Origin of the sequence: Phenylobacterium aquaticum, from assembly GCF_022695515.1 — a bacterium.
In the GTDB taxonomy this organism is placed as follows: Bacteria; Pseudomonadota; Alphaproteobacteria; order Caulobacterales; family Caulobacteraceae; genus Phenylobacterium; species Phenylobacterium aquaticum.
In genome coordinates, this window is record NZ_JALDPT010000033.1 from 48,417 (window position 1) to 65,012 (window position 16,596).

Consider the following 16,596-nt stretch of genomic DNA (forward strand, 5'->3'; position numbering starts at 1 on the left):
AAATCCAAACCAAACGCCCGTTTGGGCTTCTACGCAAACATATGAGCAGCCTACATATAATTCCCCGCGGGCAAAATTGGCGCCCCCTTACCCTGGCTGCAACAAGGTCCCCTCGGAGCCAAATAGGTTACCCCCCATCACACGTCCTGGACCACGCCTGCGCCAAGAGCAGACACGGAGCTACCTCCCGACGGAGGAACCGCCACACCATCCAGGCGCACTTTTATGCGCAAAACCTTGACTTCTTCGCCGAATAGGCGCATTTATATGCGCATCAGAAACAGCGAGGGAACATGCCAACGCCGGAAACGAACCGAAAATCCATCACAGACCGGCTTAAAGCCGAGGGGTGGACCAATGAAGGTGGATCAAAGCACGACCTATACCGTCATCCGGCCAAGGGTGTGACGATAGTGCCAAGACACCGGGAACTTACTCCGGGCGTGGCTCGGTCGATTGGAAAGGCGGCGGGGTGGCTTTAACCACCCCGAGGCTTCGGTTCTTAAGGCCAAGCATCTTCCCGGGTAACTTAGGAAAGGGCTTATGAAATGTATGTAGTTGCCCTACTCGAAGGCGCCGATGGCGCCTGGGGCGTTTCAGTCCCCGACCTTGACGGATGCGTCGCTATGGGCGCGACCGGCGATGAGGCATTGAGAAACGCTCAGGAGAGTTTGCGCGAGTGGATCGAAGCTCGCCAAGCTGGCGGGTTTGACGTTCCTACTCAACGCGAGCTTGGAGCTCTTCTTGCCGATCCTGAAGTGAGGGAGGCGCTTGCAGAGGGATCTACACTCGCCCGCATCCTTGTTGTTGAGGACGTCGGACGCCCCGTGAAGGCCAACCTCTCACTCGATAGTGGGGTCCTGGCAGCGATCGATTCCACTGCCCACCGACTTGGGATCACCCGCTCGGCGATGGTGGAGAAATTGGCGAAGGACCGACTGTCCGAATACGCTTGAAGCCCCTACCCCCCGGAGAAATCCGGGGGCCAGGCCACCGGTTCCTACCGCACCTCGTGTCCGTCGCGGCGCGAAATCGGCAGCAAAAGTGGAAGGCTGATGGCCGTTGCTGAGCTGTCGTCAATGAAGCCTTCTGACGTCGCATAGTGAGGGTCGCTGTCGTGCCGGAACTGTCGAAGGTTTGAGAACTCAGCTTGGAGCTTGCTCCGCAGGGATGGAGGCAGGGGTGAGGCCATATGGACGACGAGGGTTGCCGCTCAATGAATTCCCACCGTGCGTCGGAGCACGCCTAGAACTCCGTCCAGTCTCCATTCTCGGCCGGCTTCAAGCCAATTCTGCCCGCGACCTGCCGGCGTAAAGTCCTTGCCGGGGACGCAATCGGATGGGCCTGCGCGCCTTTGGCGGCCGGGCGCCTCATCGCGCCGCCCTGGGATGAAATCCGGAACTGGCTGACTAACTCACGCAATCCCCCGGCGTCGACCTTCAAAGCATGGGAGGCCGCGGTCGCCTGCTCGACCATGGCCGCGTTCTGCTGGACGCTTTGATCCATCTGATTGACCGCGGTGTTCACCTCTTCAAGTCCGGCGGACTGGTCGCGCGCGCTGGACGCGATCTCTGCGACCAGCTGATCGATGGACGCCACGCCGGCGATGATGGTCTGCAAGGCCTCGCCCGTCTGTCCGACCATCGACACGCCCTGGCTCACCTGATCCCCCGACTTGGAGATGAGCGACTTAATCTCCTTGGCCGCCTCGGCCGACCGCTGGGCGAGCCCACGGACTTCGGAGGCGACGACCGCAAACCCCTTGCCGGCGTCCCCGGCCCGGGCGGCCTCGACCCCGGCGTTCAGGGCGAGCAGATTGGTCTGGAAGGCGATCTCATCGATCACCCCGATGATCTGGCTGATCTGACCGGACGACTCGGCGATCTCGCTCATCGCCATGATGGCGCTGGAGACCACCTGGCCAGAGGCTTCCGCCTGCAGGCGCGTCGAGGCGACCGCCTTGCGGGCATCTGCCGCGCCCGTCGCCGTGAGCCTGACCTTGCTGGTGATTTCTGTCAGGGCCGCCGCGGTTTCTTCCAGACTGGCCGCCTGCATTTCTGTGCGGCGGGAAAGGTCATCGGAGGCCTGAGCGATCTCGTCGGCGCCGGATCCGATCCCGTTGATCGCGCCGAGAACCTCGCTCAGGGTTTGTTCCAGCCGCTCGACCGCGGCGTTGAAGTCCTGGCGCAGCGCGTCGTAGTCGCCGGGAAACGCCGCCGCCAGCCGCTGTTGCAGATCGCCCGAGGACAGCGCCGCCAGGGCCTGGCCCAAGGCTGCAACGACCTGACCTTGTTCTGCCGCAACACGCTGGCGCTCATGCTCCACGTCTCGCCGTGTTGCGTCACTCGCGGCCCGTTCGCGCTCAGCCTCATCTTCAGCCGCGCTCTTGGCGATAGCGGTCTTGCGGAATTGCTCGAAAGCTCTCGCAAGGTCGCCCATCTCATCTTTACGGTCCACACCAGCCAATGTGCGATCAGAGTCGCCAGCGGCTAGCGCTCGAAGAGCTGCAATAGCGGCGGCTAGTGGCGCAAACAGCTTGCCACGCAGAAGCAGCATCAGCCCGACAAGGGAGGCCCCACCAAGCAGGCCGCTGGCAAGACTGATCGTCGTCGCAAGTTTCTGAGTCGCGGTGAATTGGGCTTCATGTGCGTGATCGACCGCCTCCATCACCTGGTCGAGGTGCTTCAACGCCTCTTCAGTTTTGGTCATTTCGGCCTCGAGCGCTTCGGCTGAAGCGTCGAACGCTGGCATCATGGGATTGCCAGCTGTCGGGCCACCCGAAACATAGGCTCGGGCCATCTCTACGCCTTGAGAATGATAGGGCCCGAATGCCGCGAGGACGGCGTCGAACCGCGTCGCGATCTCCGGCGCCTTTACGATCTCAAGGGCGGCCTTGGCAGCCTGAATGCTGGCATTAAGCGCGACAACCTGCTCTTCAGCCTTTGCAAATCCATCGCCAAGTCCGTCCCGCCCCTGAGTTGCCGAGACGTCGCTTAGGTATTGCTGTACCTGCACGATCTCAAGCTTAATGTCTGACCTTGCGGTGTGGAGGGTCTCCATGGCGCCGCCAATTTCGACATCTCTGGCGTTCTCAAGATCTCTTGATTTGATCATCTCCAAATTCAAGACGGCGTTGAGTGCTGCGCCGCCCATTGAGAGGGCGATCACGCCCCCAAGGGCAAAAGTCGCAATGCGCTGGATGCGCGCGGAGGATTTTCCTGCGGAATCGATCATGGGGCTCTCATCTCGTCCTAGGTGAGAGTGGAATTGGGGTCGGCGCACTTGGATCTGCCCACCCTGAGATGGCATGCCCGCGTTATTTCAATTCGCGTTTGGGATAATGGACGATTAATCAAATTTGACGGGGCAACTTGGTCGCAGCCCGCATTTTTGCGGACCGCAGCCTTGACTTCAAACCTTGCCCCCCGCGCCTGTACCGAGTAGCGGCGGTCGGGGGCGGTGGCTCCGCATTAGCCGGGCGACACGGGCTAGCAGTTGGTCGTCCCTGAAGGGCTTGGCAAGAAAGTCTCGGGCGCCCAATGTCATGGCGTGCCGGATGTCCGAAGTCTGATTGCGGGCGGTGAGCACCATGGTGGGGGTGGATAGGATCATGCCGCTTTGCGCCATCTCCAGCATCACTCCGAACCCGTCCAGCTCCGGCATATTGATGTCGAGGATCAGGGCGGCGGGCCGCAGTTCGGCTAGCCGCGCCAATCCCTCGCGCCCATTTCGGGCGTAGTAGGCTTCGTAACCCGCCAGCTCCAGCCGCGTGGTGATTAGCTCTAGCACCATTGGCTCGTCATCGACGACCAAGATCCGGCGGCGTGTGGAACTAGCGGTCGCCGACATGCTCTGCGTCCAGAGGTTGGGACTCCGTGCCCTCCCATTCCAGGCACTGCACGACGGTCATCAGCAGTTCAGCGGGGACGAGCGGTTTGCGAACCACTCCATTGAAGTCCGAATCCTCTCCTTCGAACATCGACATCTCGGCGTCTGCTGAGAAGGCCAGGATCGGTATCGTCTGATTGGGGCCGGGCTGGCTGCGGATGCGCTCCGAAGCTTGAGGGCCGGTGAGCCCAGGCATCCGGATGTCCATCAAGATAAGGTCGAAGGGCCACCCCAGAGCAGTTTCCACGCCCGCCAGGCCGTCCACGGCGTCCGTAACTTCAACGCCCAGCGGAGACAGGATCGCGCGAACCAGTTCCCGATTGACGGGGTTGTCATCGACCACAAGCAAGCGCGCGCCTTCCAGGGCGGCGAGCCCGGTCGATGGCGAGGTCTCTGCGACTTGAAGCTCCGCCACCGGTGCGGCAATCGTAAAGTGGAACACCGACCCATGACCGGCTCGGCTGCGAACGCCGATCTGCCCGCCCATCGCCTCGATAAGTCCCTTGCAAATCGCCAGCCCCAGGCCGGTGCCGCCATGGCGGCGTGTGGACGAGGCGTCGACCTGGGAGAAGCGCTGGAACAGCTTCTGCTGCTGCGCCTTGCTCAGGCCCACGCCCGTATCCTCAACCCGGACCTCTAGCGCTTGGCGCTTCGGGTGATAGGCGACCGCCAGCCGGACGGCGCCAGTCTCAGTAAACTTTATGGCATTGCCGATCAAATTGAGCAGCACTTGGCGCACCCTGTCGGGATCGATCAGCAGGCCCGACGGCAACACGTTGTCGGGCTCAAACTCCAGAGCCAACCCCTTGGCCTGCGCCAGGGGCTCGAACATCAGCAAGGTGTCGCGCAGCATGTCGGTCGGCTTAACTGGGCGGGGCATGATCTCCACCAACCCGGCTTCCAGCTTGGAGAAGTCGAGAATGTCGTTGACGATGGAGAGCAGACCCTGGCCGGCGCCAGTGACGCGCTGGACATATTTCTGAGCCTCCGGATCGAGATCGTCGCGCCCGGCCAACAGACTGGTGAAGCCCAGAATGGCCGTCAGCGGCGTACGTATCTCGTGGCTCATATTGGCCAGGAATTCGCCCTTCACCTCAGCGGCCACCTCGGCGTCATGCCGAGCCCGCTGAAGGTCTTCTTCCAACGCCTTATGCGCAGTGATGTCGCGGATCACGTCGATGAAGCCAGTGACCTCACCGCTCAGCGGCTCGATCATCGGAGAAGGCTTTGACTCGATCCAGATCGTCTGGCCGTCGCGGTGGCGACCGCGATACTGCAGTGGAGGGGATTCCTGCTGGCCGCGGGTGTCGATCAGCGCCTGACACATCTCGCGGGCCTTGGCGTCGTCACCTCGGTTCATCAGAGCGAAGGCATTCAGACCAATGAGGGCCTCCGGCTCCAGGCCGAAGATCCGCCGACTGGCGGGGGAGACATAGGTGATGCGACCTTCGGCGTCGCATTCGCTGATCATGTCCGGTGCGGCCTCGGCCAGACGCCGATAGCGGGTCTCGCTCTCAGCCAGGGCCGCCTCGATCACTTTGCGTTCGGTGATGTTTCGCACGACGTCCTGGAATTCGATAATCGCCCCGGTCTCAGGGTCGAAGATCGCTTTGGCCTGGGCTTCGAGCCAGATCATCTCGCCGTCCTTGCGAAAGGCGCGGTACTCAAAACGGATGGGCTCAGACCCGGGACCCGCAGCGACATAGTCCGCGAACTTGCGCAAGGTTGGACGGATGTCATCCGGATGCATGAAGCTGACGGTGGGTTTGCCCATCAGCTCCTCCGGCGCGTAGCCCATGACAGTGACCAGGGATGGCGACAGGAAGGTGAACTTGGCGTCGAGGCCATAGCAGGCGATGACGTCGGTCGCATTGGCGGTCAGCAGGCGATAGCGTGCTTCGCTGTCGCTGAGCGCCGCATAGGCGACCTGACGATCGGAAATGTCCCGCAACTGGGAAATCACCGCGACGATATCGCCATGCTCGTCGCGCACCGTGTTCGGATTGCCTTCCATCCAAACATAAGAGCCGTCAGCGGTCCGGACTCGATAGGTCCTATCCCGCGCCGGGTCGACCGTGTCGTGGGTGAACAGCTCGGTCATGATCTCCTGCAGCTTTGGCAGGTCATCCGGGTGCAGCAGGCTGACGTTGGTCATTCCAATTAGCTGCTCGGGTTCATAGCCATAGCGGCGGACCGAGGGAGAAACGTACTGGATGACGTTATCCCGCCCGACAGTGAGCACGATGTCGGTGCAGGTGTCGGCGAGAAGTCGATAGCTCGCTTCGCTCTCGGCCAGCTTCACATTCGCGCGCGCCGCTCCGAGATGTCCCGCAATTGAGAGATGAACGCCGCGGCGGCCCCATCTTCGTCACGAATGATGGCCGGAGAGCCTTCCATCCAGATGAAGGCGCCGTCTGCGGTTCGGATGCGATAGGTGCGGTCCCGGGTGGGGTCGATCTCGCCGCCGGCCAATAGCTCGGCGGCTATGTCGGCCATCTTCGGCAGATCGTCCGGATGAAGCAGCGTCTGGATCGACGATCCCACCAGGTCCTCGGGCGCATGACCATAACGACTGAACGATGGCGAGGCGTACTGGATGATCTGATCGCGTCCAACCTTCACCACAAGATCGGTGGAGGAGTCGGCCAACAGGCGGTAACGCGCCTCACTCTCGGCGATCCGCGCCCGGGCGGTCTCCTCTTCAGTGATATCGCGCATGACACCGAATATGGCGATGACCTCGCCGCCGGAGGTGCGCTCGCCCTCACCCTTGAACACCACGACCCGCTCCGCACCGTCGTCGGCGCGGAACAGCCTGACTTTCAGATCGAACGGTGCGCCAGTCTCGAAGGCCCGTTGAACCTCGGCCTGGACTAGGCCTCGATCCTCGACCGCATACATGTCGATCGCATCGGCTAGTCGCCCGCCAAACGCCTCGCGGGTCACGCCATGGATTGCGAACATTTGGTCAGACCAGACGCTTTGGCCGCTGGCGCGCTCCCGCCTCCAATGGCCGATGCCAGCGATCTGCGCCGCGAGATTGGATTGGCGTTGGGCTTCCACCACGGCGGAGCGGGTCGCTTCGACCTCGGAGAGCGAGGCCCGCAGCTCAATCTCCAGACGACCACGCCTGGCCAGCGCCGCCGCGACCGGAAGAACAGACACGGTCATCGTCGCCAGGAAGATCTGCAGCATGGCCAACCGGTCTGGAAGCGGGCCTTGCATCAACGCAGTGGGCCCGTGGCCTGTGAGCGTCATCACTAGGGCCACCAAGGCGGTCGCCAGGAGCCCCAAAGCTGCGCCGGCCAGCTCCCACTCGAACGCGACGTAAATGAGGGCCGGCGGGACCAGAAAGAAGAGCGGATATTTGTTCTGGCCGAACACCATCGCCAGGCTCGCGGCCAGAACGAAAAGCGAGGCTGCGCCGCGCCCGCTCCGCAGCTTTCTATGAAGAGCCGATAGGGTCTCTGGCGTTAGAGCCAGCAGGGCCGGCGTTACGGTCAGCAAGCCAAGAGCATGGGCGGCGAACCGTCGGCCAAGGCTCTCGGGGATGACACCGCCGCCAAGCGCCTCGGTGACTAGCGCCGCCAAAAGCGAGGATGTCGCCGGAGCAAGACAGCCTCCCGCCAGCAGAAACAGAAGCAAATGACGTTGCCGGCCGAGATTCAGCATTGACCCGGCGAACCGGCCCATCACGGCGGCGCAGATTAGGACTTCGACGCCGTTGCACACCGCCAGCCCCACGCTAACGACAGGCGAGTCGCCTATGGCGAGCCCCGCGGCAGACAAGCTGGCCAGCGCCAGGGTTAGGGACCAAGGCCATGTACGGGTCGACGTCTGCAGCAACAGGGCGACGAGGATGGCGTTAACCGGCCAGACATCCGCGATCCGTCCGATATCGCGTGTGAAGCTGATGCTCGTCCAGGCGAGCACAAAGACCGAAAGGCTGACTCCAGCCAATGTAAGTGCCGAGGCTTGCCCAGGGCGACCACCGGAGACAGGAGCGTATTTCAGCATAACAGCGTTCTATGTCGAGAATCGCTCCCGTTGGTTAATCCAAATGGGGGGCAAGATGCCGCAGCCTTTGGTCCCCTACAGTGCCACGTTCTAGGTTCGCGCAACGGGGGGACGATGGCGCGTTCGGGAGCCTTAGCGGCCAATACGGTCATTGATCGAGCGGAGCGCAGGCTCCGCGGCCAGCATCCGAGAGGCCCAGGCCCCAGAGTCGCCCAGCGCTGAGTTCCGGTGAGCCTCAACGGCGGCGCCCCACTGCGGGGGGGCCTAGGCGACGCCGACGCAATGGGCGTCCGCGGCGTCAGAACGCCTCCCAGCCTTCCGAACTTGGCTGAACCGCCAAAGCCACCGCGGCATGCCTGAGTGAGACGACACGAACGGGTGGCGAGGTCGTGTGCGACGCAGGCCGCACGACTGCGGCCGCCCCGCTCGTGTTGAACCGCGAGATCTGCTCGGCCAGCTCGACGGCGCTGGCGCTCATGGCGTGGGCCGCGGCCGTGGTCTCTTCAACCATGGCGGCGTTCTGCTGGGTCATCTGGTCCATCTGGTTGACCGCGATATTGACCTCGGCCAGGCCGGTGGACTGTTCCTGGGACGAGGACGAGATCGAGCCCATCAGCTCGTCGATCCGCGCCACCTGGGCGACGATGGCGCCCAGCGCCTGGCCGGTCTGGCTGACCAGATCGACGCCGGACTGCACGTGGCTTCCGGAGGCCGCGACCAGGCCCTTGATCTCCTTGGCGGCTTCCGCCGAACGCTGGGCGAGCGCCCGCACCTCGGCGGCCACCACCGCGAATCCGCGACCGGCTTCGCCGGCCCGGGCCGCCTCGACCCCCGCGTTCAGCGCCAGCAGGTTGGTCTGGAAGGCGATCTCATCGATCACCCCGATGATCTGGCCGATCTGGCCGGAGGATTCGGCGATCCGCGACATGGCCGCCACCGCCTGCTCGACGACGTCGCCGGAGCGCTCGGCGCCGGCCCGGGCCTCGGCCACGAACTGGCGGGCCTCCTTGGCGCCGGCGGCGGTGCCCTTGACCGTGGCGGTCAGCTCCTCGAGCGCCGCGGCGGTCTGCTCCAGGCTGGCGGCCTGCTGCTCGGTGCGGCGCGACAGGTCGTCGGCCGCGTGGGCGATCTCGGTCGAGCCGGTGCGCACGCCGGAGGTGGCGCCGCCGATATGGGCCAGCACCTCGTCCAGCGCCGCCACCGCAGCGTTGAAGTCGTGGCGCAGCCCCTCGTACTCGGCCGGAAAGGCGTAATGGAGCCGGCAGGTCAGCTCGCCCTTGGCGACGTTCGACAGACCGTCGGCCAGGGCGGCGACCACCTGGGCGCGCTGTTCGTCCAGGGCGGCGCGCTCGGCCAGGCTGCGGATCTCCGCCTCGCGAGCCGCCTTTTCCGCCTCATCCTGGGACTGGCGCAGAGCCCGGCGCTCCAGCACCCCTTCGCGGAACACGGCCACGGACTTGGCCATGTCGCCGACCTCGTCATCGCGGTCGGCATAGGGCGGTTCCTGCGCATAGTCCCCGGCCGCCAGCTTGGCCATGTAGCGGGTCATGGCCTCGATCGGCGCGACCACCCGGCCGCGCAGGGCGCGCAGGGCCAGCATCGAGGCGACGCCGATCAGGAGGCCGGCGCCCAGCATCAGCAGCCGGTTGAACTGGATCGCCTTGTCGGCGCGGGCTTCAGCGGCTTTCACGTCTTCAGCCAGGAGGGGGACCATATCTTCTACGGCGGCGCGCTGCATTTGGTAGGCCTGATCGACCGCCGCGCCAGCCGTCTCCAGGGCGGCCTTGTCATTGGCCTGGGCGGCCGGAATGATCTGGGTGTCGACGGCGGCCCAGAAGGCCTTGGACGCCTTGTCCGAGCGGTCGAACAGAATGTCGGCCACTTTCGGATCCACCGACCGCGAGCGCCAATAGGCCATGCGGTCATCGAAATCCTTGCGCATGCGGTCGAGCTTCGGCCGGTATTCAGTCAGAGAGGCCGGATTGTCCTCGATCTCCATCACCGCCAAATGGGCCTCAACCAGATAGAGCGGTGGCGGCAAGATGTCGGCCGTGAGGTCTTTGATATCGGCGATCTGGGTGTAGGCCCGGCTGCCGATCCGAACCTGCTCGAGGGCGAACCAGGACACCGCGCACAGCGCGATAATGCTCAGGATCAGAAAGACGCCCAGGGCCCGTGTGGCGTGGGCTATTCGGAAGGACATCGAAGATCGCCGCATTTGAGGAAATCGGGAACGACGTTCTTTGAACGTAGTTTGGATCCACTCAGGGGCGACCGCCTTAAGGACCGTTTAACAGCTTGTCGAAGCTGGGGTCAGGCGTGCAAGGACGCTACACTCATTCTGGGAATATCTATAATTCACAATAACATTCAATCTACTACAGGGCGCATGCTGAGGCCCCCAATTCAGGCCGCGGCGTCATATCGCAGCTCCTGAACTTGGCGACCCAGCGACGCTCCGGCGCCTCCTGGCGCACCGCCACTCAACATTGTCATGCGGGCGTGTCTGGGCGTCACCGCCTTGGCGACTGCGCGCCAAATCGCTGTTCGACGATCTCGAAGCAAACCACCTCGCCCGCCCGGCCGCGGACGCGCATTGGCCTGAGCGCATGCCTGTAAGCCCCTAAGACCTAGCACCAACGATTATGATACCGCCGGAGCGCCTACGGCTCTGCCATCAACCGGCGCATCGGCATCTGGGCGGTCCACGCCCAACCGCAGGCATTCAGGAGAGACTTTCGGTCTCACTTCCAAAATCACCAGCAAGCCGATTATAGCTAGGCATGACCAACGCTCTGCAGTCTTGCACGCGATGAGCGATCTAGCGCCGCAGCTCCCCGCGCTGCCGAAACGACAGGTTCTGCGACTCAGCAGCGCCTACTACCTCGATGCGATGCAGCGGATCATTGCGCTGCTGGATTTAGGTCTTGGCCCAGCCCTGGTGTTCTTGGAGATCACCTGGGAGAATTTCAAAAGCCATCCCGGCGTCGGCCTTGATGCGCCCGAGCCCGTCTCAATCTACGCCGTCGCCAAGGCGCTGAACGTGCCTTACGAGACGACGCGCCGCCACATTACGGCGCTGGTTGCCTCCCAGGCCTGCGAACGCCAAACTCAGGGCGTCGTCGTCGCCCACGGCTTCTACGAGCGCCCCGAGGTCCAGGCGGCGATGGAGACGACCCAGGGCCAAACCGCCGGATATGTGGCCGCCCTCGTCCTTGCCGGCGCGGCGCCGGCCGAGCCGTCTCCGGCGACCCAAATCAGCCGCCGGGTCGGCCTTTTCGCCGCCGAACACCTGATCCGCTGCGCCAGGATCGCCCGCAACGCCCTGGGCCTGGATAGCCTCTCGGCCCTCGTCTTCCTGGAAATTGTGCGCCAGAACACATGGCACCTGACCCAAGATCCGGTACAGGCTGCCCGCTTTGCAAGCGCGGAGGCCATTCCGCCCGATGATCTTCGAAGGGGTGTCTCGACCTATGCTGTCGCTAGGAGCCTCCGGCTCCCCTATGAGACTGCACGCCGCCAAGTCGTGAAGCTGAACGCCCTAGGCTATCTCGGACGCGGCTCCAACGCCAAGCATGTGGTGCCGATGTCAGTGTTCGCCTCAACCGCCAATATGAGCGCCATCGAGGACACCTGGCTGGAGGTCGAGCGGTTCTTGGGCGCACTCGGCCAGGCCCACCCAAATATCTTCGAACCCTAAGCTCCGACAGCGACTATCCGACGTAGAGCCCGCCACGCGCGCGTCCACCCAGGCAAGCGCGTGTAATAAGGAAGCCCCACCACATCGCGGAAACCCAGGCGTTCCAAGACCAAGGCCAGCGCCAGGCAAGCCCCGATCACCGAACCAGGGCCAGATGAGAACAGACGTGAAGCCTCTCCCCGGCGGAAAGCCGATGGCGCACTTCGATCGCTCGACAAGCTTAGAATGGTCGGCTTGCGGGTCGAAGATGGACGTTTAAAGTGACGCTTCTACGGACGATCTTAGCGCCGAGGAATTGAATGCTGGCCCTGCTGACCGCGCTCTATCGACAGGTCATGCGGGCGCGGGCGGGACGCCGTTCCTCAAGACATGCGCCGTCGCAATCTGCCGAGGGCCCTTGTGGCCGAGCTGGCCGTGACACCCCCGAGCCCGTTGAATCCATCCAGAACGCGGGTCAGGCCGCAGGCCTATTTCAAAATTCCCCTGGTCGCCCTGATCGGCGCTCAGGCGCGGGAGCCGTCATGAGCCGCATCGCGCCGAAAGTCCGTGCCCTGGCCTTGGCCATCATCGCCGCCGCAGGATTTGTCCTGGGCGCACCGGCCGCAGCGGCGCAGGAAGACCCTGAGGTCTCAGCGGCCCAGGCGGCTTTCGACGCTAAGGACTATGCGCGGGCTTCGACCCTCTACCAGCCACTCTGCGCGCGAGGCGTCGGCTGGGCCTGCGCCGAACAGAACCGCGCCCTGTTCAATCTGGGCGAACAGCAGCGCGCCTGTCCCGCCCCGCAGTCGCTCGCCGTCTGCAGCGACCGCGCCAACCGCTCGGCGGCTATCTTCGAGCAGGTCTGCGCCTCGTCCCATCCCATCGCCCAAACGCCGATCGCCTGCGACCGGGCCCGATGATGCGCCTGGCCGCCCGAGGCCTGGCCGTTGGCGACCTCACGACGCCGCCGACACCAGACGGCTGCGTGCAGATCGATACGGTGAGTTATGCGGCGCGTTTCACCTGCGAGCGCGACGTGTCGGCCATGCACTGCTTCGTCGCTAAGGCTACGCCCGACAAGGGTTGCATCAATGTCGGCGGGACCGCCATGGGCTGGGGCACCTTCGCCCCGGGCAGCCCGCCGGACGCCAAGCGGTTCGAGTCCTACGCCGCCAGGCCGGGCGCCTTCGATGTGTTCTGGTATGAATGCTACGGCATGGGCGCCCGGTTCAACGAGGACGCGGCCCTGCACAAGGCCGTCGCCTTCGACCCTCGCACCGGCTGGCGCAACGTGCGCTGTTACACCCGCGACGGCGCCCCCACCGCGCCCGTCTTCCGCACCTCCTTGAGCCCTGGGCCCAAAGGTCCCATCGGACGATGAGCTTTCGCACCCTGGCCCTGGCCCTCATCGCCGTCCTGGCCCTGTCGCTCGGCGCCCCGTCCGCAAGGGCCCAGGTGAACGCCGCCGCGATCAACGCCCAGAACGCGGCCGCCGTCGCCGCCTCGATGGCCAAGGACTATGACACGGCGGCGCGGCTGTTCGGGGGGCTGTGCGGGCAGGGCTTCGACGTCGCCTGCCGCAATCAGAACAGTTCGCTGTTCAACCTCGGTGTCACAATCTCCTCCTGCGACGTCGACCAACCGGCGTCCAACTGCGTCGACCGCTCCAATCGCGCCGCGTCGGCGTTCGGCCAGGTCTGCGGCTCGACCGCCGGCGGCGCCGACAGGCAGGTCGCCTGCAAGCAGGCCGAGCTCGCGCGCAGCCGCGCGCAGATCTGGGCGGTCGCCGACCGGACCGACCCTCCGCCGGGCGGTTGTCTGCAGGTCAACACCGCCAACAACATGGTCAGCTATGCCTGCGGGCGCGACGGCTTTGCGCAGTTCTGCGCCGTCGAGCATTCGGCGCCCCAGGTGGGCTGCGCCGCCGGCCTGAGCTGGTCGACCTTCAACACCGTGTCAGCGCCGAGCAGCCTCGTCTTGGATGGCGTCGCGCCCGGCAGCGCCGATATCTTCTGGTACGAATGCTATGGCCTCTTGCCCAAGTGGAATTCCGACCTGACGCGGGCCGGGGCGCCGGCCTTCGATCCCAAGACCGGCTGGCGCAATGTGCGGTGCTACACGCGCAACGGCGAACCGACCACACCCGTGTTCCGCTCCACCCTGGGGCCGGGCGACCGCGGCCCGAAAGGACGATGATGCGATACGGAAAAATCCTCATGGCCCTGATCAGCGCGGCGGCGCTGTTCGCCGCCGCCCTGCCGGCCGCAGCCCAGGCTGTGCCGAACCCGACCGGGCTGACGGAGGCGGAGGTCGCGCCGTGCCGGGATCTTCTCGCCCAGCGCCTGGTCGCCTATGGCGACCGTTTCGACCTCAGCGATCTCGACTTCGCCGTTTCCATCGCCCCATTCAGCTCGGGCTCGGACCGGTCGTATCTGAACACGTTCCTCGCCTCATGGCCCAAGTCCGTCGCCGAGGCCCAGGCCGACCTGGCCGCCGATCAGGCGGCGGGGCGCTCCACGGTCCAAGCCAAGGTTCTGCTGACCTATCGCAGCCGATTTCTATGCCTGCTCAAGGTGCGTGACGCCCAGCTGAAGGCCGGGCGCGCGCCCAAGCTGGCGTCCTACTCCGTTGGGGCCGGCCCGTGACCCAGCCGGTACGCAGCCCGGCGACGGCGGCGGCGGCGTCGCACCGCCCTGCACCCGCGCGCCGGACTACGCCAATGGCTCTTTCTCGATGCTGAGCTATCCCATCGCCGCCGACGAGATCAAATGCTCGACCGCCCGGTGGGGGTTCGACTTCCCCTATGAGAAGCTCGTCGCCGCCACGGCCGAGGACTGGCGCGCCGCCGCCAGGCTCGACGAACGCCACGACTTGATCCTGCAATCAGCGGCGCAGGAGGCGATATCGCCGCCCTATATCTCACCGCCCTGGCCGCCGAGAATGGCTGGTATGCGCCGGCCAAGCCGGTTGAGGCCCTGCGCGCCTATCGCGAACTGTATGGGCGCGGCTTCGTGCATGCGCTCTATGACGTCGCGCGCCTGACCGCCGACGGCAAGGGGACGCAGGCCAACCCCAGGGCGGCCAGCGTCATGGCCGCCATGACCGAGCAATGGGGACCGATCCCCGGCCGCGAGGAACTGTTGGACCGCACCGGCCGTCTGCCGGCGATGACCCATTTCGAATGCGCCGTCTATCTGGATTGGGCCAGCCGGGGCAGTCAGTTCGGCGCCCTGAACGCGGCCTACTGCTTCTATATGGGCCTGTCCGGTTTCGACGAGCAGGAGCCCAGGGCGCGCCCCCTGGCCCAGAAGGCCGCCGACGGCCCCGACCCCCGCCTGGCCATGCGCGCGCGCGACATCCTGACTGAGATGACGCGGATGGGGCTCTAAGTTGATCGCGCGCACAGTGCTGAACCGCCCGGCCCGCCCGAGTCTCAATCTTCTGGATCCGGCCATGATTGACGAAGCCGTCCGCAATTTGCAGGCCTAGTCCGCTCAACGGCAGTCGACTGCAAGAGTAGCGCGCGGCAAGCAAGAGGCCGAGCTCGCCCAGGTGAAGCGACGGGCCGCACGCCTAGTCGCCCAGGTCGCAGACGGGCTACTGACCGGCGCCGCGGTGCAGGAGAAGCCGGGGACGCTGGAGAGCGCCTGGAGGCTGAGCGCAACGTCGGACGATCAGATCGTCTTCCACCCCCGCCTTGCCGGTCGCTTCAGAGATCTCGTTGCCCAGCCCAACTTGGTCTTGGCCGAAGCCGACACCATGGAACGCGCCTTGCGCGCGGTCGAGACCGCTCAGGCCCTGCTCTATGACGCCTTGGTGGGGCCGGAGATCCTCGACCTGGCGCCGGCCAACTGCATCCGCATCCAGACCGGTAAGCGGGCGGGCCGCACCAGCATGAAGCAGGAGACCATCAACCGCCTGATGTTGCGGCTGGCGCGGGGCGGTCTCAAGGTCGTGCGGCTCAAGGGCGGCGCCCCTTCCATATTCGGGCGGGTCGGCGAAGAGTGCGCCTTTCTCCATGACCATGGGCTCGCGACCGAGATCGTGCCCGGCCTCACTACCGCCATCGCCGCTGCGGCCCAGTTCGGCTTTCCGCTCACGCATCGTGACGCGGCGCGGCGACTGCTGATCGCCACCGCTACCGTCTCCAGCGGCGACCTGTCCGATGGCGGCTGGGCCGGCGCCGCTGATCCTGAGACCACCCTCGCGCTCTACATGGGCCGAGACCAGGTCCACGCAGCGGCTGCACGGCTTATTCAGCACGGCCGCCCTGGAGCCACACCGCGATCGCGGTCGAGAACGCCGGCTATCCCTACGCCAAGGCTTACCCGACCTCGCTGGAGCACTTGGCGTCGACACTACGGGCCGCCGCACCCGCCGGGCCCGTTATTCTACTGGTCGGTCTCGTCATAAATACCCGAGCCGCGGAGCAAGATCTCAATCTGGCTCGGAGGTTCTACTGGGAACATGACGATGAGCGAGAGTTCTCGATCGGTTGGGACAATTCGCCCTCATTGCCAATCGATGGATTTGTAAAGCGCACGGGCGTCAATAACGAGCGCGAGTTGCTCTACGTCATGGTCGGGGCATGCTCGGGGCTCGAGCCTTTGCTCTGGCGTCTGTACCGCGGCTGGATCCACGACGACATGAATGAGGCTGAGGCCATGTCCCTGATAGCTGCGGCGGCGCCGCCTGTGCGGGGTTGAGAGTACGCGAGCGATCGGAAGCTGCCTCTGGCTTCGCGCCGCAACGTCACGGTTGGTCACCTTCGCAGCGTGAGTGCCGAGGCTTGAGGATCCCATGGCCTGAGAACGGCCACTTGCGGCCATCACATCCGGGTTAAGAGCTATCGCTCGGCAGGCCAGCTGAACACAAAAAGCCCCTGCGGCGAGAGCCGAGGGGCTGATTGAAACTTGGGTGCGGGGACAGGATTTGAACCTGTGACCTTCAGGTTATGAGCCTGACGAGCTACCGGGCTGCTCCACCCCGCGTCAGGGTGTTGATCGTGATTG

The 16,596-nt window shown here is 64.8% G+C and carries 15 protein-coding genes and 1 tRNA gene; 10 read left to right on the plus strand and 6 right to left on the minus strand.

Features of this window, described 5'->3' with window-relative positions:
* Nucleotides 1–293 precede the first annotated feature (293 nt).
* On the plus strand, nt 294–482 hold the full coding sequence (locus tag MQH10_RS27155) for a type II toxin-antitoxin system HicA family toxin (RefSeq protein WP_419720797.1): 189 nt from the start codon (nt 294–296) through the stop codon (nt 480–482).
* A gap of 66 nt (nt 483–548) precedes the next feature.
* Nucleotides 549–956, plus strand: a complete 408-nt coding sequence (locus MQH10_RS20440; RefSeq protein ID WP_242565828.1) for a type II toxin-antitoxin system HicB family antitoxin — start codon at nt 549–551, stop codon at nt 954–956.
* A gap of 289 nt (nt 957–1,245) precedes the next feature.
* On the opposite strand, the gene MQH10_RS20445 is transcribed toward MQH10_RS20440, so the two are convergent.
* The 5 genes from MQH10_RS20445 to MQH10_RS20465 form a co-directional block, all read right to left on the minus strand.
* The gene (locus tag MQH10_RS20445) at nt 1,246–3,234 is read right to left on the minus strand and encodes a methyl-accepting chemotaxis protein (RefSeq protein ID WP_242565829.1); all 1,989 of its coding nucleotides are present in this window, start codon (nt 3,232–3,234) and stop codon (nt 1,246–1,248) included.
* Nucleotides 3,235–3,411: 177 nt separating this feature from the next.
* Nucleotides 3,412–3,849 carry a response regulator transcription factor gene (locus MQH10_RS20450; protein ID WP_242565830.1) on the minus strand — a complete coding sequence of 146 codons (438 nt, stop codon included), beginning with the start codon at nt 3,847–3,849 and terminating at the stop codon, nt 3,412–3,414.
* The gene (locus MQH10_RS20455) at nt 3,833–6,190 is read right to left on the minus strand and encodes a PAS domain S-box protein (protein ID WP_242565831.1); all 2,358 of its coding nucleotides are present in this window, start codon (nt 6,188–6,190) and stop codon (nt 3,833–3,835) included. Before MQH10_RS20455 ends, MQH10_RS20450 begins: the two co-directional genes overlap by 17 nt.
* A complete protein-coding gene (locus MQH10_RS20460; RefSeq protein WP_242565832.1) occupies nt 6,187–7,905 on the minus strand; it encodes an MASE1 domain-containing protein in 1,719 nt (572 codons plus the stop codon). The genes MQH10_RS20455 and MQH10_RS20460 overlap by 4 nt, the downstream gene beginning before the upstream one ends.
* Nucleotides 7,906–8,203: 298 nt before the next feature.
* Nucleotides 8,204–10,108: a methyl-accepting chemotaxis protein gene (locus MQH10_RS20465; protein WP_242565833.1), complete on the minus strand. Its 1,905-nt coding sequence runs from the start codon at nt 10,106–10,108 to the stop codon at nt 8,204–8,206.
* A 609-nt stretch (nt 10,109–10,717) separates the two neighbouring features.
* Here MQH10_RS20465 and MQH10_RS20470 point away from each other — a divergent pair.
* The 8 genes from MQH10_RS20470 to cobA all read left to right on the plus strand — a co-directional run bounded on the left by MQH10_RS20470 (nt 10,718) and on the right by cobA (nt 15,997).
* Nucleotides 10,718–11,605, plus strand: coding sequence for a hypothetical protein (locus MQH10_RS20470; protein WP_242565834.1), 888 nt, complete (start codon nt 10,718–10,720; stop codon nt 11,603–11,605).
* A 521-nt stretch (nt 11,606–12,126) separates the two neighbouring features.
* Nucleotides 12,127–12,504, plus strand: a complete 378-nt coding sequence (locus MQH10_RS20475; RefSeq protein ID WP_242565835.1) for a hypothetical protein — start codon at nt 12,127–12,129, stop codon at nt 12,502–12,504.
* A complete protein-coding gene (locus tag MQH10_RS20480) occupies nt 12,504–12,965 on the plus strand; it encodes a hypothetical protein (RefSeq protein ID WP_242565836.1) in 462 nt (153 codons plus the stop codon). Before MQH10_RS20475 ends, MQH10_RS20480 begins: the two co-directional genes overlap by 1 nt.
* On the plus strand, nt 12,962–13,780 hold the full coding sequence (locus tag MQH10_RS20485; RefSeq protein ID WP_242565837.1) for a hypothetical protein: 819 nt from the start codon (nt 12,962–12,964) through the stop codon (nt 13,778–13,780). The genes MQH10_RS20480 and MQH10_RS20485 overlap by 4 nt, the downstream gene beginning before the upstream one ends.
* A 20-nt stretch (nt 13,781–13,800) precedes the next feature.
* The gene (locus MQH10_RS20490; RefSeq protein WP_242565838.1) at nt 13,801–14,229 is read left to right on the plus strand and encodes a hypothetical protein; all 429 of its coding nucleotides are present in this window, start codon (nt 13,801–13,803) and stop codon (nt 14,227–14,229) included.
* Between the two features lie 88 nt (nt 14,230–14,317).
* On the plus strand, nt 14,318–14,626 hold the full coding sequence (locus tag MQH10_RS20495) for a hypothetical protein (protein ID WP_242565839.1): 309 nt from the start codon (nt 14,318–14,320) through the stop codon (nt 14,624–14,626).
* A complete protein-coding gene (locus tag MQH10_RS20500) occupies nt 14,596–14,973 on the plus strand; it encodes a hypothetical protein (protein ID WP_242565840.1) in 378 nt (125 codons plus the stop codon). Before MQH10_RS20495 ends, MQH10_RS20500 begins: the two co-directional genes overlap by 31 nt.
* A 370-nt stretch (nt 14,974–15,343) precedes the next feature.
* The gene (cobA, locus tag MQH10_RS20505; RefSeq protein ID WP_242565841.1) at nt 15,344–15,997 is read left to right on the plus strand and encodes a uroporphyrinogen-III C-methyltransferase; all 654 of its coding nucleotides are present in this window, start codon (nt 15,344–15,346) and stop codon (nt 15,995–15,997) included.
* Nucleotides 15,998–16,498: 501 nt separating this feature from the next.
* Here cobA and MQH10_RS20510 read toward each other — a convergent pair.
* Nucleotides 16,499–16,575, minus strand: a tRNA-Met gene (locus MQH10_RS20510).
* Between the last annotated feature and the right edge of the window lie 21 nt (nt 16,576–16,596).